General features: G+C 33.7%; 19 protein-coding genes. 18 read left to right on the forward strand and 1 reads right to left on the reverse strand.

What is annotated here, in order from left to right:
• The first annotated feature begins 2 nt into the window (after positions 1-2).
• From JJQ60_RS11695 to JJQ60_RS11780, 18 genes are all read left to right on the forward strand, one after another.
• Complete coding sequence (locus tag JJQ60_RS11695) at positions 3-4169, forward strand: RHS repeat domain-containing protein (RefSeq protein ID WP_201919932.1); 4167 nt, start codon at positions 3-5, stop codon at positions 4167-4169.
• Positions 4170-4208: 39 nt separating this feature from the next.
• Entirely contained in the window at positions 4209-4916 is a 708-nt protein-coding gene (locus tag JJQ60_RS11700) for a hypothetical protein (RefSeq protein WP_201919934.1), read from the forward strand.
• A 448-nt stretch (positions 4917-5364) separates the two neighbouring features.
• Positions 5365-6327, forward strand: coding sequence for a hypothetical protein (locus JJQ60_RS11705; RefSeq protein WP_201919936.1), 963 nt, complete (start codon positions 5365-5367; stop codon positions 6325-6327).
• Positions 6328-6396: 69 nt separating this feature from the next.
• Positions 6397-6672: an HTH domain-containing protein gene (locus JJQ60_RS11710; RefSeq protein WP_201919938.1), complete on the forward strand. Its 276-nt coding sequence runs from the start codon at positions 6397-6399 to the stop codon at positions 6670-6672.
• Between the two features lie 50 nt (positions 6673-6722).
• Positions 6723-7790 (forward strand): LamG domain-containing protein, encoded by a 1068-nt coding sequence (locus JJQ60_RS11715; RefSeq protein WP_201919939.1) that lies wholly within the window; start codon positions 6723-6725, stop codon positions 7788-7790.
• A gap of 424 nt (positions 7791-8214) precedes the next feature.
• Positions 8215-8625 carry a prepilin-type N-terminal cleavage/methylation domain-containing protein gene (locus JJQ60_RS11720; protein WP_201919941.1) on the forward strand — a complete coding sequence of 137 codons (411 nt, stop codon included), beginning with the start codon at positions 8215-8217 and terminating at the stop codon, positions 8623-8625.
• Entirely contained in the window at positions 8622-9107 is a 486-nt protein-coding gene (locus JJQ60_RS11725; RefSeq protein WP_201919943.1) for a hypothetical protein, read from the forward strand. The genes JJQ60_RS11720 and JJQ60_RS11725 overlap by 4 nt, the downstream gene beginning before the upstream one ends.
• Positions 9104-10522, forward strand: coding sequence for a GspE/PulE family protein (locus JJQ60_RS11730; RefSeq protein ID WP_201919946.1), 1419 nt, complete (start codon positions 9104-9106; stop codon positions 10520-10522). Before JJQ60_RS11725 ends, JJQ60_RS11730 begins: the two co-directional genes overlap by 4 nt.
• Positions 10523-10532: 10 nt before the next feature.
• Positions 10533-12755 carry a type II secretion system protein GspD gene (locus JJQ60_RS11735; RefSeq protein WP_201919948.1) on the forward strand — a complete coding sequence of 741 codons (2223 nt, stop codon included), beginning with the start codon at positions 10533-10535 and terminating at the stop codon, positions 12753-12755.
• Positions 12755-13969 (forward strand): PilN domain-containing protein, encoded by a 1215-nt coding sequence (locus tag JJQ60_RS11740; RefSeq protein ID WP_201919950.1) that lies wholly within the window; start codon positions 12755-12757, stop codon positions 13967-13969. The genes JJQ60_RS11735 and JJQ60_RS11740 overlap by 1 nt, the downstream gene beginning before the upstream one ends.
• Positions 13953-14471 carry a hypothetical protein gene (locus JJQ60_RS11745; RefSeq protein ID WP_201919952.1) on the forward strand — a complete coding sequence of 173 codons (519 nt, stop codon included), beginning with the start codon at positions 13953-13955 and terminating at the stop codon, positions 14469-14471. The genes JJQ60_RS11740 and JJQ60_RS11745 overlap by 17 nt, the downstream gene beginning before the upstream one ends.
• Before the next feature lie 23 nt (positions 14472-14494).
• The gene (locus JJQ60_RS11750; protein ID WP_201919954.1) at positions 14495-15229 is read left to right on the forward strand and encodes a hypothetical protein; all 735 of its coding nucleotides are present in this window, start codon (positions 14495-14497) and stop codon (positions 15227-15229) included.
• Between the two features lie 2 nt (positions 15230-15231).
• The gene (locus JJQ60_RS11755; protein ID WP_201919956.1) at positions 15232-16170 is read left to right on the forward strand and encodes a fibronectin type III domain-containing protein; all 939 of its coding nucleotides are present in this window, start codon (positions 15232-15234) and stop codon (positions 16168-16170) included.
• A 5-nt stretch (positions 16171-16175) separates the two neighbouring features.
• Entirely contained in the window at positions 16176-16646 is a 471-nt protein-coding gene (locus JJQ60_RS11760; RefSeq protein ID WP_201919958.1) for a hypothetical protein, read from the forward strand.
• The gene (locus JJQ60_RS11765) at positions 16643-17914 is read left to right on the forward strand and encodes a bactofilin family protein (protein WP_201919960.1); all 1272 of its coding nucleotides are present in this window, start codon (positions 16643-16645) and stop codon (positions 17912-17914) included. The genes JJQ60_RS11760 and JJQ60_RS11765 overlap by 4 nt, the downstream gene beginning before the upstream one ends.
• Positions 17902-18213 carry a hypothetical protein gene (locus JJQ60_RS11770; protein WP_201919962.1) on the forward strand — a complete coding sequence of 104 codons (312 nt, stop codon included), beginning with the start codon at positions 17902-17904 and terminating at the stop codon, positions 18211-18213. The genes JJQ60_RS11765 and JJQ60_RS11770 overlap by 13 nt, the downstream gene beginning before the upstream one ends.
• Positions 18210-18674 (forward strand): prepilin-type N-terminal cleavage/methylation domain-containing protein, encoded by a 465-nt coding sequence (locus tag JJQ60_RS11775; RefSeq protein WP_201919964.1) that lies wholly within the window; start codon positions 18210-18212, stop codon positions 18672-18674. Before JJQ60_RS11770 ends, JJQ60_RS11775 begins: the two co-directional genes overlap by 4 nt.
• 3 nt (positions 18675-18677) lie before the next feature.
• Complete coding sequence (locus JJQ60_RS11780; RefSeq protein WP_201919966.1) at positions 18678-19808, forward strand: type II secretion system F family protein; 1131 nt, start codon at positions 18678-18680, stop codon at positions 19806-19808.
• Positions 19809-19946: 138 nt separating this feature from the next.
• Here JJQ60_RS11780 and JJQ60_RS11785 read toward each other — a convergent pair whose 3' ends face one another.
• Entirely contained in the window at positions 19947-21020 is a 1074-nt protein-coding gene (locus JJQ60_RS11785; protein ID WP_201919968.1) for an acyloxyacyl hydrolase, read from the reverse strand.
• Positions 21021-21080: the final 60 nt, after the last annotated feature.

The raw sequence follows: 21080 nt of genomic DNA on the forward strand, positions 1-21080 counted from the left end.
ATATGAGACATTTTATTATAGATATACGAGTTTGGGTTATAGTATTTCTATTATCCTTTGCAATTAAAGGTAATGCCCAATGTAGGTTAACTAGCTTTCCAGATGTTACTTTAAATCCAATTTCTAGTAGCAGTTATGTTGAAGTTCGAGTTGCGAGTTTAGGTAGGACTTGTAGAGCTGATATTATATTTACCAATATACCTACTTGGGTAAGTGCAATTACCAATATTGGAGGTACCAGAACCAGGACAGTTGAGATTGACGTTGTAGCCAATACCTCTGGGGCATCACGATCGGCTGTTATTAATTATGATTTAGAAGGGGATAGGGGGACTTTTACAATAACACAATCCACTACCAATACCGATTTGGTGCCCGAAAACCATAATACTGTTACTACCGTTATTAAGGATGTCATGGGTAAAACAATCGGAACCAAACGTTCATATTTTGATCCTTTGGGAAAACCGGTACAAAGTCAAAGTAAAGATTTTAAAACTGGTAAAACCTGGGCTTCGCAAACCTTATACGATCATCAGGGACGTGCTGCAGTATCTACTTTAAATGCACCCATCGGGAATGCGATTGGTTATAAAAGTGATTTTGTTAAAAAGGCAGATGGCACTACGTTTTCAATTAATGATTTTGAAACTACTGACCTTGAGAATCCATCGATAGTGGGGACACAAGCAAATACATTAGGGTGGTATTATAGCGAAAGTAATATAGATGACCCGAATACGGCTGCAAAAGAAGGGGAATCATTTCAGGATATAACCGATAGGCCTTATTCTAGAGTGATTTATAGCGAGCTTAATGGAGCTCCTTTAAAAACTATTGGAGGTAATAAAATGGGTGGAGAATGGAAAAATGGCTACGCTTTTTCTATGCCCGCTGGACAAGAGTTATCTCAATCAGTGGCCTTTGGGCAAGGGATATCCAGTAATCATGAAGTTATTAAGACCGTGTATCGTAATGTCCATGGAATAGAAACTGTAGTATTTACCGATACTGATGGAAGAGCTTTAGCCAGTGCACGAAGTGGTAATGAAGAAGAAAACGTGCCAGTACGATATTCAACCATAGATGTCAATGAACAAAATTTTGTTGACATTCATATCCCAAAGGGAACTAAAGGTATTGTGGTTAAAAATTATTTGGATAACGAATTAACGAATAGCCCATATTTTTTTAAAGTATATGATTTGACAACAGAAGAAGTCATAACTACAGAGTTTGCTGATCTTCCTCCAGGTCTATATAGAATTGCTAGTATTACAGTTACCAATAATTGGTTGCCTAAAAAAGTAACCTATCCCGAAAATTACTACGATTACAATTTAAATGAATATGATAAAGCTGGGCGTTTACTTAGTGCGAAGCAACCTTTAGATCATGAAAAATTAGAGAGTACCTTTCGTTATAATTCATTAGGACAATTGGAATACGCAAATGGTCCTGATGAAGGGGATACCTGGATTTTGTACAGAGAAGATGGGCAAATACGTTTTTCTATCAACAGCAAGCAATGGAAAAACAAGGAATTTTCATACACAAACTATGATCATAGAGGTAGGCCTATAGAGAGTGGGGTGTATACCGATGAAAATCTTGTATACATCAAAGCTTACAGTACTACAGTTACTGATATAACAGATCCATTTAATGATGCATTGAAAAATATTGTTGATGATAAAACGCATAGTTTCAACATAGATAATCGCACTGAGCGGAACATCACAACCTATGATAAATTAGAAAATACGGACGCTACATTTTTATCTAATCTTAATGGTTACGAAACCCCATCATTTTTATACGGTAGTGTTGCCAAAACACAAAACGAAAATACTACCACTTATTATAGCTATGACATCTATGGTAGAGTAGTATGGATCGTACAAGATATTGCAGGTTTAGGAGTGAAAATCATGGACTACGAATATGATCCGGTTACATCTCAGGTGAATAAAGTGTTGTATCAAAAAGGAAAGGCCGATCAGTTTATTCATCAATACACCTATGATGTTGATGATTATAGCCTAATCAAAGTAGAAACTTCAAATGATGGTACAAAGTATACAGAACATGCCCAATATAATTATTACGAAACTGGAGCTTTAAAACGTATTAATCTTGCCGAAGGGTTGCAAGGGGTAGATTATGTGTACAATATTAATGGAGCCTTAAAAAGCATTAATCATGTCAAGTTAGATTCTACCAATGACCCAGGAGGAGATAGTGATGATGTATTTGGAATGAATATAGGATATTACTATAAGGATTACTCTAGAACCAATACACCAACCCCAGTGGAAACAACCATGAAAAATATTCATCGATATAACGGTGATATAAGTTCTATTGTATGGAAAAATAAGGGTTTAGAAACCAATCAGCAATCCTATTCTTTCTTGTATAACAAAAACAATTGGTTACAAGGGGCAAGCTATGGGGCTAGTATTTCTCCGAGTGATCTTAATGTATACAAAACCATTATTAAAGATCAACCGGTTACAGAGACTGAAACCGTTGAAGCTTCGCAAGAGATTTATCTAAAACCTGGTTTTAGTATGAAAGCTACTACGCAAGCTACCTTTTTAGGAAAGATTAGTAAAGGAGCAGGAGTAAATCCTAATTTGGATTATAATGTATATAATATTACCTATGATGCCAATGGTAATATCAAGACTCTCAATCGTAATAAAAATAAAGACGGTAGTGGTAATAATAGTATGGATCAATTATCGTATACCTATAAAGACAATAAACCAAATCAATTATTAAGAGTTGATGATGCCTCAGACGATGTAGCCGGAGCAGATGATATTGGTGATCAAAATGGAGATAATTATGTGTATAACGAAATTGGACAATTAATAGAGAACAAAGCTGAAAATATTAATTATATTTATAATGCCAGTGGATTGGTGATCGAGGTGCAAAAAAATAATACACCTTTGGTGAAGTTCTTTTACAACGATAAGGGACATAGAGTTCGTAAAGAATCATATAATCCTGATACGGGTCGTCTAGCCTATACAGAACATTATGTTAGAGATGCAGCAGGAACTGCTATGGCGATTTATCGTAACAAACGGGTTGTAGAGAATACGATTTATGGTTCAAATAGATTAGGAGTTATAAAATCTGATGGTACCCGTTTGTATGAAATAACGGATCATTTAGGTAATGTACGAGCTGTAGTGGGTAGAGATCCTAAAGGAGGAGTGATGAATGATAATATCGCTGTAGATTACTATCCTGGTGGGATGGCGATGCCTGGTAGAAGTTCAAAAAGTGATTATCGATATGGATATCAAGGAAAGTTTGCGGAAACTGATCCAGAGACTGGAAAACCTGCTTTCGAACTGCGTTTATATGATCCAAGAATTAATCGATGGTTAACCACAGACCCAATGGGTGAGTTTAATTCGCCTTACTTGGCTATGGGAAATAACTGGATAAATTTGGTTGATCCTACTGGTGGTATGACAGATCCTCCTACAGATTATGATTTGGGAAGCCTAGATGAAGTTATTATAAATGCACCTGGAAGTGGAGGAGGTGGTCTGCAACCCAATGGTATTAACATTGATTTACTTTGGAAACCTCTAACTGTAGATATTCTTAGGAATTATGTTTCACAAAAATATCCTGGATTTTCAAGAGAAGCTACTTTTTCAAGAGCTGGAGCACTTTTTGAAGATGCCTTTGTCAATTTTGCTAGTCAAAACCCAAATTTACTACCTGGATTCTATCCATCAGTAGATAAGTCTAGTAATAGAATCCCTGATGGTTATTCAACTGTTGCTCATATGGGAAACAGAGGTCTTATGTTTTATCCAGGAAATAATTATGTAGAAGTAAAAACCAAACCTGTTACCCTAACTGCACAAATACAAACTTTCATTGATGAGTTAGCCTTAAAAGGAGCTGCTTCTGGTATTCCAAACTACCCAGTTAGTTTAACTTTTGTTACACCAGCAGGAACTCATATAAGAAAAGATGTATATAATACAGCTAATAGACTTTTGAGAGGTACAGAACAAAAAGTGATACATATAACGGCATATTATAAGATGACCGATAACCATATGCGTGTTAGTTTTAGTACTTTTGGTAATGCGTCTGCTCACTATTTTTCTAATGACGTTTTTCTTGACTAATAATTTATGTTTTTAAATTTTTTTACCATATTGTTATTTATGAACCAAAGTTTTGAAATTCTTAAAACAGGTGACCCCGATGTTAGAAAACTTCTCGGAGAAAAAATTTCTTCTGAAATATGTGAATTTAATTCTGCTAACATTTATGAATTGAAAAATGAAAGATATTTAGTTGTACCGAAACAATTAAGTAAATATGTCATTTTATATCACTCAAAAGATGAATTAGAAAAGCATATTAAAGAAGAGTGTTTTCCTATTGAAGATTATGAAACTGATAGTCTAGTTGAACCAGAAAAAGAAAACATAAAGGAAATAAAAGATAGTATAGGGATTTATATTCAATATTTAGAAAAAAAACTCGATATTTTAAATAATTTTAGTAGTCAAATCTCTAATATTTCGAAGATAGAATCTTTACAAAGAGCAATTGATGGCTATGACAAAGATAAACTAACAAAATATGATATTCTTTGTATAGGCCTATATACTAATGAGATTTTTCGCATAGATACAAATTCTTCGTGGAATATTGAGTTGGTTTTTACATTAAACACTTATTGGTATCCAACTATAATTAATCAAAAAGACAAATATGATGTAGCAAGTAAGGTGTATAGTTCTTTTTTTGAAGGAGAGTATTTAGATTTAGTTTTCTTTTTTAAACTAGAGAAAGCTAAATATCTTGGCTATGAACCCTTTTCAAAAGAACATACAAGATACATGCAATCTAACATTCCGAAATAAGACCTTCGCACTCCTCTATCACTAGAAAGTATCTAGAAGTGTCAAAAATTGGCGGCAAGAGTGAACCAATAAAGCAAACAGCTATACATTACAAAAATGTATAGTTGTTTTTTTAATATATCGGCATATAATTACATGGAATACTAGTATGATACTGTCGGTTGTAGAGATCATTATAATCGCATGAAAAATCATGTGTAATCTTCGTTTATCCCTTGTGTAGCCTGTAAAAGATAGCCAAAAAGCATCACCCGTTTTCCGTGAAAACGGGTAACAAGCATGCCAAAAATCTTATGCAAACCTAATATCTTGCACACTCAGAATTCTTGAGAGAATCAATATTTAGCAACACGAATATAAAAAGGGGTAAAAGGTATACGTTGCGTATTCATCTAAGGGAAATATAACTGTTATTATACCAAAATTATAAACCAAACAGATCAAATCAATGAACAAAAAAATCGTATCAATCATTCTTCAAAAAACTAAGAAAAGTTTTATTGTTGGGGTATTATTGTCAACCACATGGATACATGCTCAGTTATTCACACATGTGGACACAGCTGGAGTAGAAATAAGTGGGAACACTGTTGTATCCGTCGCTAATACATCTTGGAATAACTCGGGGGGGAGTAGCGCAGAAACGCTTGGCGAAAATGGATATGTCTCAGGAATCCCGTCTTACGGGAAATATCTAAAATTAGGACTCTCAGACGTTACAGGAGGACATAATTGGGATGAATATAGCTATTGCTTTTATGTGCTGCCTAATGGCAATTTAGATCTTTATGATGGGCCAACTAAAATGCTTAGGTCTACTTATAGTGCTGGCGATGTGCTAAAAATCGAAAAATTAGGAAAAACCATCAACTTTTATAGAAATGATGTAACCATAGGCACCATAACCAATATCCCAGAAACAAAACTTCATGTCGATTATATATTTTTTGATCAATATGGCGAAATTACGTTTGTAGATTTTGCTTCTGATCAAAATCCAGATAACCGAAACCCTTGGACAGTAGAAGGGAACAATCTTTACACTTCTGTTATTGAGAATAATGTAGGAATTGGAACTAAAAACCCAGGCTCTTGGAAACTAGCTGTAGCAGGAAAAGTAGTAGCCGAAGAAGTGAAAATCGCCCTGCAAAACAATTGGCCCGATTATGTTTTTAATCATGATTATACATTGCTAACACTAGCGGACGTCGAAAAACATATTAACGAAAAAGGGCATTTGCCTAACATACCGAGTGCCAAAGAAGTCAGTGAAGAAGGAATTTTTATGGGGGAAATGAATGCCAAATTACTTCAGAAGATAGAAGAGTTAACACTCTATACCATTCATCAGGAAAAAGAAATAGAAGAATTAAAATCTTTAGTCCAAAAACTACTAGAAGCAAAGCAATAAGATATGCTTGATATGGAAATATGAATTTCATATTTCCATATTTACTCACAACAACTCAAATCAATTCTTATGAAAACAATCATTCAATACATCAAGCTTATGGAGCGAATTGATCAATTTGTTCGTTTACAGGCCACAGGAGAGCCAGAAGAATTTGCTCAACGATTGGGGATATCAAAAGCAACACTGTATCGTACTATCAAAACTATGAAAGAGCTTAATGCACCTCTTGAGTATGATATAACGCTGCGTAGCTTTATCTATAGAGAATCAGTAGGATTTAAGTTTGGGTTTTACGAAACTGACTTATCACATAATCCACGAATCTTGAACAAGTTTTTTTAATCAATACTTAAATAAGCACACAACTTACCAAAATCATACAAATTAAAATCATGAAAAAATTCAATTTGCTATTGCTGTTTGTAACACTAAGCATAAGCCTAAATGCTCAAATCACAATCGATGGATTAGTTCATCACTGGCCTTTAGATGGAAATGCCAATGATGTAAAAGGAAATAATAATGGGGTTCTTGTCGGTAATCTAGTACCCTCTACAGGTAAAAACGGTGCAGCAAATACAGCAATGTACTTTAACGGGATAGAGGATTATATTAAAATATTGTCACCTCAATATCAAGAGGTTACAATCGCATTTTGGATAAAGCCAGACGGGATTATAAATGACATGAGGTTTGTTTCTGGTATAGATGATACCGATGATTACGCTTTTGCAATGCGCTATGCAGATGCAACAATACAAGTATGGAGACCCTGGAAAGCTACAATTAATGTCTCTAATGAAACTGATCTGTTAAATTGGTCTTTAATTTGTGTGACTATTGATGCCAACAAAAATGTAAAGGGCTATTTTAATGGTGTTCCGGGAGTAGGGCAAAGTGTTAATTTTACGTGGCCCGAATATTTAGGAATTGGAAGAAGATTTTTTTATAATGGTAGTAATTTTGGTACCAACTTTAAAGGTAGTATGGACGAATTCATGATTTTTAACAGAGTCTTGTCACCGCAAGAAATTCAAAGTTTGTATACCAATACTCCAGTAGTAGATAGTTTTTGCGACACCTTACATTGCGCCGATAGTAAGGTAGGGATCGGTACTACAACACCCGATATGAAACTAACCGTAAAAGGTAATATTCATGCAGAAGAAGTTAAAATTGACCTAAGTATCCCGGCTCCTGATTATGTATTTGAAAAGGATTACGATTTAAAAAGTATTGAAGATGTAGAAAAGTATATTATAGAGAATAACCATCTTCCTGAAATACCATCTGCAAAAGAATTTTCAGAAAATGGAATAATGCTTGCTGAAATGAACATGAATCTTTTGAAAAAAATCGAAGAATTGACATTGTATCTTATTGATCAAAATAAAAAATTAGAAAAGGCTAACCAAAATATTAAAGAGCTTAAAAAAGAAGTATTAGCTCTAAAGAAATAGTTTAAGAAGTAATATAAATTCAATACAATAATCCAATTTTATTTATATGAGCAATAACAATAATAAAAACAGTCACCTAAGAGTGACTGTTTTTATTAAAGTATTGAGAGTATAGTTACTTTTTATTGGACTGAAAAGATCAAAAAAAAATATTCTAGTTTCAAAAAATGAAACTACTTGGTCGTACTATTGTGGTTTAAAAAATAGGTTATCCTAAAAAAAATGATTTCGATAGGGTAACATATTGGTATAGAAGTAACATATATGTTTATAGATACATTAACAATAGAACTTTTGTTATTGAATGTAAAAAATGAATCAGTAATATAGACCCAATATAGTATTACTATAAATTAATATATGTAATAGCTTATATTCGCCTAAAAATCATATTTTTGAGGCCCTTTTTGAAGACATGATGATTATGAGAAAAATACAATTGAACAAGGTAAAAGCCTTCAACCTACAAGAAATGCTCTTAGTATTGGCAATTATTGGGATTCTACTGCTAATTGCATTACCTAATTTTTTACCATTGATTGCACAAACTAAAGCGCAAGAAGCTAAAATACAGCTAAAGACGATTAGCAATATGCAAACGCAGTATCGTTATCTTAATTCTAAATATTCTATTGATTTTACAGAAATCAACTATGAAGCTCCAAAAACGGTTAAAACCGGTGGTACAGCCAATTATGCCTATGAGATCTTAGAAGCTACAGTCTCTAATTTTAAGGCAAGAGCTACAGCTGTGGTTGACTTTGATGGCGATGGGGTATTTAATGTATGGGAGATCGATGAAAATGGTAGTCCAAAACAAATTGTAAAAGATTGATACTACTTATTCAAATATTTACCATCTGTACACTTGCAGTAATTATATATCAGGACCTTAAAGATCGTGAGGTATATGGTATGGCGTTTCCGGTATTGATAAGTCTATTAGGTACTTTACATTATCACCATACTTCTCAAATCGACTTTTTGTATGCCATACTAATCAATATCGCTTTGCTCATTGTAATTGTTGGATTATTGTACGTATATACGTTGATAAAAATAAAGAAACCATTTTTTAAAGAAGTATTTGGCTGGGGAGATGTACTCTTTTTTATAGGATTAGCAATTGGCTTTCCTACGGTAACATTTATAATCATTTTTGTGTTTTCATTGATTTTTTCTTTACTGGTGTGGTTAGTACTAAAAAACCAAGCAAAACATAATACAGTTCCTCTGGCGGGATATATGGCGGTATTTTTAGGAGTAGTTTTTATTGCTAATTGGATGATTAATACATTAACCTTGTATGTAATATGAGTAATATTTCAACATATGAAATACCGGTTCATCTTAAGCAATTGATTACCTCTAATCAGGCATTTCATTATAGGATAGTACCGATAGCTAAAGAGGATGGAGTACTACATCTAAAAACTGACGCTGTTAATCCTGATAGCCTCAAAAAAGAACTAACTATAATTCTTGGGTGTGAGGTTATAATTATTTCTGAAACTAAAGAAAATATACAATCATATTTAACCTTTAATTATAGGAAGACTACAACTTCTGTAAGTGAAAAACTTGAGTACGAAGATCGTTTTTTACAAAAACTAATTACTACTGCAAAAGATTTTGGCAGTAGTGACATCCATATGGAACCCTATGAAAAGTTTTGTAGAGTGCGTTTCCGCTTAGATGGAAAATTAAAAGAACAATATACCATTACCAATACAGAGTATCCACAATTAGTAAATCAAATAAAAATACAATCGGGGTTAGATATTTCTCAAAAAAGATTAGCTCAAGACGGTCGTATTACCTTTAAAGAAGGTAACGATGAGTTTGATATTAGGGTATCTACAATGCCTACGCTATATGGAGAAAAAATTGTATTACGGTTACTTAATCGTAATACACAAGAAGTATCTCTAGAGGATCTTGGTTTTACAGACGAAGAATTGATGGTGTATCGCGATGCGACCAGAAAGAAACAAGGAATCGTTTTGATTTCAGGTCCTACTGGATCGGGTAAAACGACAACGCTTTATGCCACCTTAAAAGAGTTAAATGAAGAGGTTTCCAATATCCTAACGATAGAAGATCCAATAGAATATACGCTCGAAGGTGTTAATCAAGTGCAACTTAGAGAGGATATAGAGTTTGATTTTCCGGCCGCATTACGTACATTTTTACGTCAAGATCCTGATATTATTATGGTCGGGGAGATTCGTGATGATCGTACCGCCGCCATGGCCATTAAAGCAGCACTTACCGGGCATTTAGTACTATCAACAATACATACTAATTCTGCATGGGCAACAATTTCGAGATTAATTGATATGAGAGTGCCTGCGTTTTTGTTAGCCACTACCATTACGATGAGTATTGCGCAACGTTTAGTGCGTAAGTTATGTCCGCATTGCAAAACACAGAAAAAAACTGAAGTTAAGGATTTTCCACAGGATTTTGAGATTACTGATGAGTTACATCAACATTATGTAGCAGTAGGGTGTGATCGTTGTTATCATACCGGGTATTTGGGGCGTAAAGCGATTTATGAAATATTGCCCATTACCAAAGAACTTGAAACTGCAATACGGCATAATGAGCTGCAAATAGATGATTATATAGAACGAAGAGATATTAATACATTACAACATAATGCCATACGCATGGTTATAGAAGGGGAAACTTCGGTAGACGAAGTATATGCGTTATTGGCTGATAATTGAACAAAAAAAGATGAATTTAAAACAAAAGATTAGTAGTATAGGTATCGCATTACTTATCGGAATACAGGTTCTGGCCCAGGATGGTTTCCAGAATCAGGCTCAGGATAATACGCGTATTGCTACGATCGAAAATAAGCTACAATTGCTTAATGTAGATATACCAGGCCTAACAGAGAAGGTAAATGTAAATATTTCTAATACATCATTACTTAATTTTTTACGAGCTGTATCACAAGTACATAGGATCAATATTAATCTTGCCGACGAGCTTAATGCGATTACAATAGTTAATGGATTTAATGATGTTACTGTTCAGGACCTCCTGGTATTTTTGGTGAAAGAATATAATCTGGATATAGGATTTACCGGAAATATACTCTCTGTAAAAACCTATTCTGCACCTGTAGTAGCGCCCGTTGAAAAAGAAATCGTAGTACAATATGATGTACTATCCTCTGCGCTATCAACTGATTTAAATAATGACCCATTACCAAAAGTGTTTAGAAAAATTACTGAAGTTTCTGGAAAGAATCTCTTATTTACACCAGAACTAAACAATAAAAACCTAAACCTGTTTATTAGTAATGTTCCTTTTGATATAGCCATGAAGAAACTGGCCGAAGCGAATACTATGGATTTTAGAAAAACTAAGGACGGGTTTTATGAGTTTGCTGCTTTTCCGCAAGCTGGAAATTCTGGCGGTGGCGGAAGAAGCTATCGTTCTCGTAGACCGAATTTCTCTTATAAAGTATTAGATACTCTGGCCAGAGTAGTTTCGGTAGATTTAAATAATACTCCTGTAGCAGATGTTATTTATACCTTTGCAGATGATTTAAAGCTTGATATTTTTACGGCCTCTCCACTAGAAAATGCGGGTACAGTAACAGTTAAAACTGAGTCTATTACTTTTGATGCGTTATTGGTAAAGATTTTTGAGAGTAGTATTACAACATCTAATCCAGCTCCCGTTTCTAATCAGAGTACTACCAATAATTATAATGGGCAGCAACCAAATCAACAAACTAATAGAGCTTCAACTTCAGGGGCATTTACATACAAACGAGAAGGCGATGTATACTATTTTGGAACTGAAGATCAATTAGCGCTTAAAAAAATCGAATTGGTGCAAATGATGCATCGTTCAATTGCTATGTTGGGAGATGCTAACCCATCAACGTCTTATGGAAACAGTTTTGGGAACTCTAATTTTGCTACGGGTGGAACAAATTTTTTTAATGGAGGTACTAATCAAGGATTAAATCAAGGTGGTATCAATAATAGAAACCAAGGAAGATCTTCAATTAGAAATACTAGTGGCTCTAATGGCGGAGGTAACCAACAGGCAGGTTCGATATCTGATGTTTTTCCAGCTACAATTACAGAAGGTCTTGATGTAAAAATTGATACCGAACTTAATAGTTTTGTGGTTAGTGGTCCTGGTACCAGGGTTGAAAAATTTAAAAACTTTATTAAATATATAGATAAACCGGTTCCTCTTATTCTTATCGAAGTAATGATTCTTGAAGTAAACCGTTCTGCTACAGTAGAAGCTGGGGTAGAATTTGGTATCGGAAAAGAACCTGTTACAACCGAAGGTAGAGTTTTTCCGAATACCAGTATTACACTTGGTGCTGAAACTATTAATAGGGTAATTGGTGGGTTTGATGGATTTGGTTCATTAAACCTGGGGAATGTAGTTCCTAATTTTTACATGGATATCAAAGCCATGGAAACTAATGGTAATGTAAAAATACTATCAACTCCAAAATTAAGTACTCTTAACGGTCACAAGGCATATTTATCTAGTGGACAAACCACATATTATGCGGTAACAAGTCAAAATATTTTTGGATCACAAAATCCACAGACCTCAGAAATCGTAAATTATTTACCGATCGACGCAGAACTTGCATTAGAGTTTAAACCTTTTGTTTCTGGTGATGGTCAGATCACTCTTGATATACAAGTGATTCAATCTAATTTTAGTGGAGAGCGTATTGCTGAAGATGCTCCGCCAGATATTAATAGCCGTAGATTTTCTTCCATCATGAGAATGAGAGCTAACGATGTTGCCATCTTAGGAGGAATCGAACAAAAAGTAAAGAATGACTCTGGATCTGGAGTACCAATATTAGCGCGTATTCCTTTAATCAAATGGCTGTTTAGTAAAAGAGTTAGAGAAGATTCCAAGAAAAAGTTAAATGTGATTATAAAACCAACTGTATTTTATTAATGCTGGAGTTCTTATCCTCATATCGACCTTTTGGAAAAACAATCTTAGCGTTAGAACATACTAAGCAAGATACTAAACCCCTTGTTTTTGGATTAGAATTAGTTCAAAAAAAGGGAGAATTAGATATCGATCAAACCTTCGAGTTAGACCATCCTGAAGAAATTGATAACATAGTCAAAACGACAACACCCGCATATGTCGTTATAACCGATGATCAGATTTTATCAAAAGAAATCTCTCAAACAGGAACAGATACAGAAATTCTTGCTGAAGCTTTTCCAAATCTTAATCTGAACGATTTTTATTATCAAATTCTACGTACATCGAATACTTCTTTTATTGCTGTATGCCGAAAACAATACATAGAAACGATAATAGCCGCGTATCAAAAAACTAGAATTAGAGTTGTAGGAGTTCATCTTGGAGCGTTAAAAGTCATTACATTATCAGACTTTGTAAAAAGCGACATGGTCAATACTAATACAAAGCAAATAAGCTATGTAGATGGCGATATCGTTTCAATGACCGATAGAAGTGATACAATTCGTGAAGAGTACACCATAGAGGGGCTCAATTTTTCATCAACCCATACGTTGCCTTTGGCCGTTGCTCTTGATGAAGTGCTGCATAGTGAAAAAATTTCAGGTAATATTCAAAATGGAAACGAAGAACTGCAAAAGCAATATAGAGAATCCCTATTCTTTACAAAAACACTGCAAATAGGAGTTGGATTTCTTTTGATAGCATTATTGATCAATTTTTTTGTATTCAATGCAAAATATAAAAAGTGGCAAGGCCTTCAAGAAGAATTGCAAGTGTTCACAACACAGCAGGAACAAATAAAAAATAAACAATCTGATGTTAATACAAAGGAAGCTTTGGTGCAAAGTATACTTACCACCGGGTTTTCTAAAAGCTCTTATTATATTGATCAGATGATACAGCTGTTGCCGAATACAGTAGTGCTAACCTCATTTACGTTTCAACCCTTAGAAAAACCTATTCGTAAGGATAAAATAATCGACCTTAGTACGGATGTCGTTTCTGTTATAGGAAAATCAACAGACAAAGAAGAGTTTACTACCTGGTTAAGAGCTCTAGAAGGATTGTCATTTATTGAGTCGGTAACTATAGTAGAGTATGGATTGGATAAAAAAAACACTTCAGATTTTGAATTAACCATAACAATCAAGTCGGATGGAACAACGAACTAAAAATATACTATTAGTAGCTGGGTTGCTGTGCATGCTTGTTATTGCATATTATTATGGTTTTGCAAAAACTTTTGCAATAAGTGATGAATTAAACACATTAGAAAATCAGAAAGAGGAATATCAAGAGGCTCCAATTCAATTGGCTGCTTTGACAAAAAAAGAAAAACAACTCGATGTCATTTTAGCAAAGAACAATGTTGAAGGAAGTTCTTTACAACATAACCTCTTGAAAACTTTGAATGTTTTATCAGATTCTACCCATGTAAAAGTTGTTGCCTTTGAGGAGCCTCATCAATTTATTGATGAAACTACAAAAAAAGGAACAATAACCTATGATTTTACATTACAAGGGGGATATAAGGCATTGATAGAAGTTATATATGTATTAGAACAAAAATATAGCTTTGGGAATATAGTTCAAGTTGATTTTGAAAAAAAGAAAAATTTTAGAACAGGAGCAAGATATCTACAGTGTAGAGTATTGTTGCAACGATTGAATTAATAGTAATAGAATAATAAGATATTATGAATTATAAAGTATACGGTATAGCGACTTTCTTAGCTTTAATGTGCATAAGTTGTCAAAGTATCAAAATTAATAGGACGAGTATGCATACTTCTGTAACTAATCCTATCGCTTTAGGAGTTATAGGCATACAGAAAAAAGATGTGCTTAGTTCAGATTATAGAGTGTCTGCGATACCAGAATATAAAGAAAAAATAAGAGTAGGAGTAACTGCTTCAGAATTTACAACAACAACTTTTGATGCATATCAAAAAGTCTCTAAAGATAATGCGCAACAAATTAAATATGTAGATTCTCTTGAGAGCAAACCTCGCTTTGTGACACTCAAATTATTGGATCGCGTTGCTACTTTATCAGAACTACAAAAAGAGTATAACACCACTACCATTTCATATTTGAAAAGTCAAAAAGAAGCTACAATAGTTACTTCAGTTTCTTTGGCATTACCTACTGGAATGGTTGAAGAAATTATAGCTTCAGAGGCTGTGTTTTTAAGTAATAGTGGATATAAACAATATCATTTGTCATTAATAAACGGTGGAAAAGTATCCAAAAAAATCAGTTTTGATAGAACCACAATTTTTGGATATGAATTATCCTTTTTCTGCTGGAGTGAAAATGATAGAAAGCAAATAGTGCTTGCAAATATTATAGACGAAAAAACATCTTGTTCGAAAAATGCATATCGAGACGCACAAAAGGCTTTGCAAAAAATGAATTATTTTAAATTATGAAGATGAAGAAATTATCTATATATCTAATAGGTTTATGTATATCTTTTTGTACACTTTTTAGTTGTGAAGAAGTATTGTTTGAAGAAGATTTAACAGATAAAAGAATAGTACTTATTGCTCCAACTGATAGTACTACAGTGCGAAATACATCGGTAGCATTTAGTTGGGAGGCAGTTGACCTGGCAACTAATTATCGATTACAGGTGGCTCAACCTAATTTTGAGAATGCCTCTCAAGTGGTATTAGATACAACTATAGTAGCAACGAGCTTTACTGCTAGCCTATTAAAGAACGAGTATCAATGGCGTGTAAGGGCCCAAAATCCAGGCTCAGTAACACCATATACAACGGCTATGTTCACAGTTATTGAAAGTGAAGATTTTTCATCTACCGAAGTGATACTAATCGCACCAATGGAAAATGAAATCACAAATACTGCTAATGTGGATCTACAATGGCAATCTATTACCGATGCAAAAACGTATCGAATTCAGTTATTAAATAATAGCGATCAGGTTATCCAAGAAGAGGCTACTACCACAACTTCAATTTCGGTTACATTCCCAGAAGGGGTTACCAAATGGCAAGTACGTGCAGAAAATGATACTCAAAGTACATTGTACACTACAAGAACGTTAACTTTAGACAGTATGGCACCTAACCAACCTGTTGCAGTAACGCCTGCAAATAATGCTACGCAAAGTGATACTGTTGTTTCATTTAGTTGGACTAGAGAAGCTGTTGCCGGTACAACAGAGATTGATAGTATTTATGTGTATAAGGATGTAGCACTTACAGAACTGGCAACCAAAGATGAGGTGACATCACCTTCTGATATTACTTTGGAAACTGGTACAACATATTTTTGGTTTATAAAGGCATTTGATCAGGCAGGTAATGAGAGTGATCCTAGTGATGTGTCTCGTTTTACAATAAATTAATACGTATGCTAAAAGGTAAAAAAGGACTATATATTTTGTTGCCGGTTGTCGCTTTTGTTTGGGGTGCAATTATTTTTCAAGTAGTAGGGGCGTTTTCTGATGAAGATCCTGTATTTGAAAAAGGTGCAGAAGTAAATATTGCTCCTCTAGAAGAAAAAGAACGGGATACCTTTAGTATTGGTTTTATAGAACGAGATCCCTTTTTAGGAACGCTTTATAAGCCTAAAAAGAAAGTGGTCGTTAAACCCAAATCTATAACCAAAAAACCTCCTTTAGTTTGGCCTTCTATTATTTACAAAGGAGTAGTTTCGGATCATGGTAATGCCAATGCCATATATTTAATAGGTATTAATGGTACGGACCAACTTATGCAATTAAAACAAACCATATCTGAAGTGACATTGATGCGAGGGGGATCAAATACAGTACGGGTAAAGTATAAAGGAAAAATTAAAGAATTTAAAATTGCGAATTGATTTTTTTTCAAAAAATAAAGGCACAGGCAATGCAGTTTGCCATACTTATATCGGTATTGGTAGCATTGGTGTTAGGTGCATTTTTGCTCCTTACACATGTGCAATCTTTCTTTAAAGTTAAGTCTCAAGAGTTGATACAAGCTTTTGAAGACTCTAATACATTACTGTTTAATACTCTTGATTCAACAACAGCAGTTGGTGATACTATTAGTTCTGTGTTAGGCCCTAAAACTAATAAACATATCATAAGTTATCATGGGGCTTGGCTGAAGCGATATGCCGCCGTAACCGTACATAATCGTAAGGCTAGCAGAATTGCATTTACAGGGTCTGAGCGTTCTGATAGAACTCCTAACTTATATTTGGTAGACACCAATTCTCCTTTAGTTGTTGTTGGTGATACGCGATTGGAAGGAAATAGTTACTTACCGAAACAAGGTGTAAAAGCCGGTAATATTTCAGGAACGTACTATCAAGGCAATAATCTATATTACGGTAAGGCAATAGAGAGTAATGAAACGTTGCCTAAGTTGCAAAACGAATGGATCACATATCTTGAAGGAGTTATTAAAGGAAGCCTGGTCGATAATGCTATTTCAATTTCGTTAGAGGATGAAATTATGAACTCATTTCATAAACCAATTAAACTTTTATATGATTCTGATGCTATTTATATTGGAAAAGAAAAAATAATAGGTAATGTTATAATTCAATCCACTCAAAAGATTGTAATTGGACCAGGAGCACAGTTAAAAGATGTCTTGTTAATAGCACCAAGAATTGTTATAAAAAATGATGTAAAGGGGAGTTTTCAAGCGATTTCAACAAAGAACCTAGAGATTGGACAGCGATGTTATCTATCATACCCTTCTTCTGCTATACTACTAGATAAAAATATAGTTCAAAAAAACACAAATAGTAATCAAATACAAAATACTACTCCCAATTTTTCTATTGGTTCAGGTACTGTGATAGAAGGTTCGGTGGTTTATTTAAAAAATAAAAGTAATACCGATGATCGAATAAAAACTCATTTAATTATGGCCCAAAAAGCTGAGGTCGTTGGAGAAATATATTGCCAGGGGAATATTGATATACAAGGGATAGTTAGAGGTTCTATGTATGCAAAACAGTGTATTGCAAGACAATCGGGTTCTGTATATCTTAATCATATATACAATGGTAAAATTCTAATGAATCCTGTAAAAGACTATTCAGGCTTACCTTTTTCGAATTCAAAAAATAATATCGCAAAATGGTTATATTAAAAAAAATACAGGCAGCTACTTTGGTTGAAGTTCTTACAGCTTCGGTATTGATTATTATTGTATTTATGGTTGCAAGTTTGAGTTTTAATAATGTTTTTGCTAATCAAATAAAAAGAGATCATACTGCAATAGAAAATAGAGTTAAAGCATTAGGATATTTTTCAATACATGGTACTATGAAACTGCCTTATGCTGAAGATTTTGAAGGCTGGGAGATCATGATTACTTCAGAAAGTGGAAAAACGGTTTTGGTTTACAGTAAAGAGGGAGTTGAACACGAAAAAGTATTTGCCAGATGAGTAAGATCACTTCAAAAATAAAAGCATTTACGCTAACCGAGATTATGGTAGTTATTGTAATCTCGACAATTGTTGCTGGATTGGCATTTACTGTTCTTGGAGTTGTTCAAAATAATATGCGTACTATTGGTGATAATTATGAAAAAAAATCAAAAATTAAATCTCTGGAAACAGCATTGACAATTGATTTTAATTCATTTTCTGATGCTACCTGGGATTCAAAAGAAAATAAATTAAAAGTATTTTCTCCAATAGGAGAACGAGTTTATCAATTTTATACCGATAGTATCGTTACTAATATTGAAACCTACCCTGTACGAGTAGAAGAGAAAATATTCTACTTTGAAGGAAAACCTGTGACTTCAGGAGTGATAGATGCAATAAAGTTGAATTTTGATAAGAAACAAGTATCCCAACACTTGTTTGTATTTAAATATAATGATCCAACCCTACATTTTTAGCATATGGGAATAAAAATTTCGACACCCAAAAAACAACCTCAAAAGAACAATTCTTTTGATATCTCTAAGGTATTAACCAAGGAGATAACATTGTTTGGAAACGCATTTTCTGCTAAAAAGAAAGAGCAATGGTATGCAGAGCTTAACGTTCTTTTAAAATCGGGAATAGATCTTAGAAGTGGTTTAGAGTTGCTGGCAGAAACACAAAAGAAAGAAAAGGATCAAAAATTAATGCAGTCAATGTTATCCCAATTAGTAGATGGTAGCTCTTTTTCGGATATACTTAAAAAAGATAAAAATTTTACAGACTATGAGTATTATGCAGTAAGAATAGGAGAGCAGACAGGACAATTGGCACAAATTACGATAGAACTTAGCGAGTTTTATAAACGTAAAAATGAACTACGTCGAGAAATCATATCATCACTTACATATCCTATAATTGTAATGTGTACAGCCCTGTTGGTTATTGTTTTTATGTTACGTTATGTTGTACCTATGTTTGTTGATATTTTTAGGCAAAACAACGTAGAACTTCCTGGTATTACTAAGGGGATTATTAGTTTTTCTGATTTTATAGGTACTCATGGTTTGGCATTACTAATAGGTTTATTGATTGGTATTGGCGGTATTGTTTTTATTTCTAAAAAGCAATGGTATCGTAAAATAATTGGAAATTTTCAATTAAAACTACCTATTCTGGGAGACTATTTTAGAAGAATATATATGGCACAATTTACACAGGCAATTTCGTTATTAACTTCAGCAAAAGTGCCAATGGTAGAGAGCATAGATTTGGTAAAAAACATGATCAATTTTTATCCCTTACAAGAAGGTTTAGAAAAGGCTAAACAGTCTATCTTAACAGGAGGTACATTAAGTACATCATTTAATAATAATCCCATTTTTGATAAAAAAATGATTGCCATGGTTCGTGTGGCTGAAGAAACTAATCAAACCGAGTATATTTTTCAGAAATTAAATGAACAGTATAATCAACAAGTCAAATATCAATCCCAAATCATTTCAAATGTATTAAATCCTATGCTAACTATTTTTGTTGGTATCATCGTTGGTGTAATTCTAATTGCTATGTATTTACCAATGTTTAGGTTAAGTAGTGTTATTGGGTAAATGATGTAAATAACTTGTGATTATTTTATAAAAAGTTATATTTGTCGCTTCGTTATAATTGCATAAATCATAACGAGACGTAAACATTTTTTAAGACGGAGAGGGAATTCTTTCTCCGTTTTTTGTTTTTTTTATGGCTTATTTTATAATGTAAATTAACCTGCCGTCCATATGATCTGCTACACGTCCGTATGCAATCAAAGATGCTCCAATAGTCCATCGATTAGCAATTTGATACCAGAATGAATATCGCTGGTACAACCAATTGTTTTGAATATTTCTTGGACGGGTAACGTAAATTCCAAATTGCTGTAAAAAATAGAAGTTTCCTACTGAAAAATGGTGTCCTGCTGTAAGTGCAGAAGAAAAAGCAGAATCGCTAATAGCTTGTCGTTGTGCTATTTTTTCGTCTGACCAGTCATACCATAACTCTACACCTAGATTAAATCCATTAATTCCTGAAAGTGGCTTTAAAGCACCACCCATGATACCAATTAAAGGGTGATTGGATGATTCGGCCTCTCGATCTGAAGATCTGAGACTCGCAAACGACCCTAGATAATATCCCCAAGAACGGCTATATTGTTTCAATTCGCTTGGTTTTGGTTTCAATTTTAGATTATCTATGATTCGATCAACACCTATTGACAAGGTCGGGAAATTCATTCCTTTATTGGGTTGTTTTTGACCTCCGTTAGAGATGTGATTGTAATTAGCAGATACATTAATCGCATACTTGTCATTGATATGATAGTTGAGGTTTAAGGATAGAGCAAGGTAAAAACTGAAAGGAGTACTAAAGAGTACATTGTTCGGGTTAGTTTCTTCATCAAAAATAGTGTCCAGATAAGTAGCTCCTATAGAACCTCTAAGAGATAACTTAAAATTTCCTTGATATGTAAAGTAGGGTTCAACAAAATAGATAAGGTTGTAAGAGTTGCCTAAAACACTTGGGTTAGCGTAGTTAAAATATGTAAAAGCAAAACCTGTTCTACCGTAACAAAAACAAGTTTTCCATGCTTTATCGCTAGCGCGCAATTTGCTCATCTCTATTTGAAATCCATAAGGATTGGTTTGAGATATAGGTTCTAAATCTGGTGTATGTGCTATAATAAAGCCATAATGTGATTTAAGTCCATAAAATGTAGAGACCGTTTGGCAATACGACAATTGGCAAGATAGTACTAGTAAAAGAATTATGACTTTTTTCATATAAAAGTAAATTCGATTTCTAGTAAAGTTACTGAAATGCAACTATTTGTAGTTTGTTTT

It is taken from the genome of Aquimarina mytili (genome assembly GCF_016735115.1).
GTDB classification, from domain to species: Bacteria; Bacteroidota; Bacteroidia; order Flavobacteriales; family Flavobacteriaceae; genus Aquimarina; species Aquimarina mytili.

Excerpts from the sequence above, each read along its gene's own strand:
- JJQ60_RS11695 (WP_201919932.1), top strand. The coding sequence starts at position 3 with ATGAGACATTTTATTATAGATATACGAGTTTGGGTTATAGTATTTCTA.
- JJQ60_RS11700 (WP_201919934.1), top strand. The coding sequence starts at position 4,209 with ATGAACCAAAGTTTTGAAATTCTTAAAACAGGTGACCCCGATGTTAGA.
- JJQ60_RS11705 (WP_201919936.1), top strand. The coding sequence starts at position 5,365 with ATGAACAAAAAAATCGTATCAATCATTCTTCAAAAAACTAAGAAAAGT.
- JJQ60_RS11710 (WP_201919938.1), top strand. The coding sequence starts at position 6,397 with ATGAAAACAATCATTCAATACATCAAGCTTATGGAGCGAATTGATCAA.
- JJQ60_RS11715 (WP_201919939.1), top strand. The coding sequence starts at position 6,723 with ATGAAAAAATTCAATTTGCTATTGCTGTTTGTAACACTAAGCATAAGC.
- JJQ60_RS11720 (WP_201919941.1), top strand. The coding sequence starts at position 8,215 with ATGAGAAAAATACAATTGAACAAGGTAAAAGCCTTCAACCTACAAGAA.
- JJQ60_RS11730 (WP_201919946.1), top strand. The coding sequence starts at position 9,104 with ATGAGTAATATTTCAACATATGAAATACCGGTTCATCTTAAGCAATTG.
- JJQ60_RS11735 (WP_201919948.1), top strand. The coding sequence starts at position 10,533 with ATGAATTTAAAACAAAAGATTAGTAGTATAGGTATCGCATTACTTATC.
- JJQ60_RS11740 (WP_201919950.1), top strand. The coding sequence starts at position 12,755 with ATGCTGGAGTTCTTATCCTCATATCGACCTTTTGGAAAAACAATCTTA.
- JJQ60_RS11745 (WP_201919952.1), top strand. The coding sequence starts at position 13,953 with ATGGAACAACGAACTAAAAATATACTATTAGTAGCTGGGTTGCTGTGC.
- JJQ60_RS11750 (WP_201919954.1), top strand. The coding sequence starts at position 14,495 with ATGAATTATAAAGTATACGGTATAGCGACTTTCTTAGCTTTAATGTGC.
- JJQ60_RS11755 (WP_201919956.1), top strand. The coding sequence starts at position 15,232 with ATGAAGAAATTATCTATATATCTAATAGGTTTATGTATATCTTTTTGT.
- JJQ60_RS11760 (WP_201919958.1), top strand. The coding sequence starts at position 16,176 with ATGCTAAAAGGTAAAAAAGGACTATATATTTTGTTGCCGGTTGTCGCT.
- JJQ60_RS11770 (WP_201919962.1), top strand. The coding sequence starts at position 17,902 with ATGGTTATATTAAAAAAAATACAGGCAGCTACTTTGGTTGAAGTTCTT.
- JJQ60_RS11775 (WP_201919964.1), top strand. The coding sequence starts at position 18,210 with ATGAGTAAGATCACTTCAAAAATAAAAGCATTTACGCTAACCGAGATT.
- JJQ60_RS11780 (WP_201919966.1), top strand. The coding sequence starts at position 18,678 with ATGGGAATAAAAATTTCGACACCCAAAAAACAACCTCAAAAGAACAAT.
- JJQ60_RS11785 (WP_201919968.1), bottom strand. The coding sequence starts at position 21,020 with ATGAAAAAAGTCATAATTCTTTTACTAGTACTATCTTGCCAATTGTCG.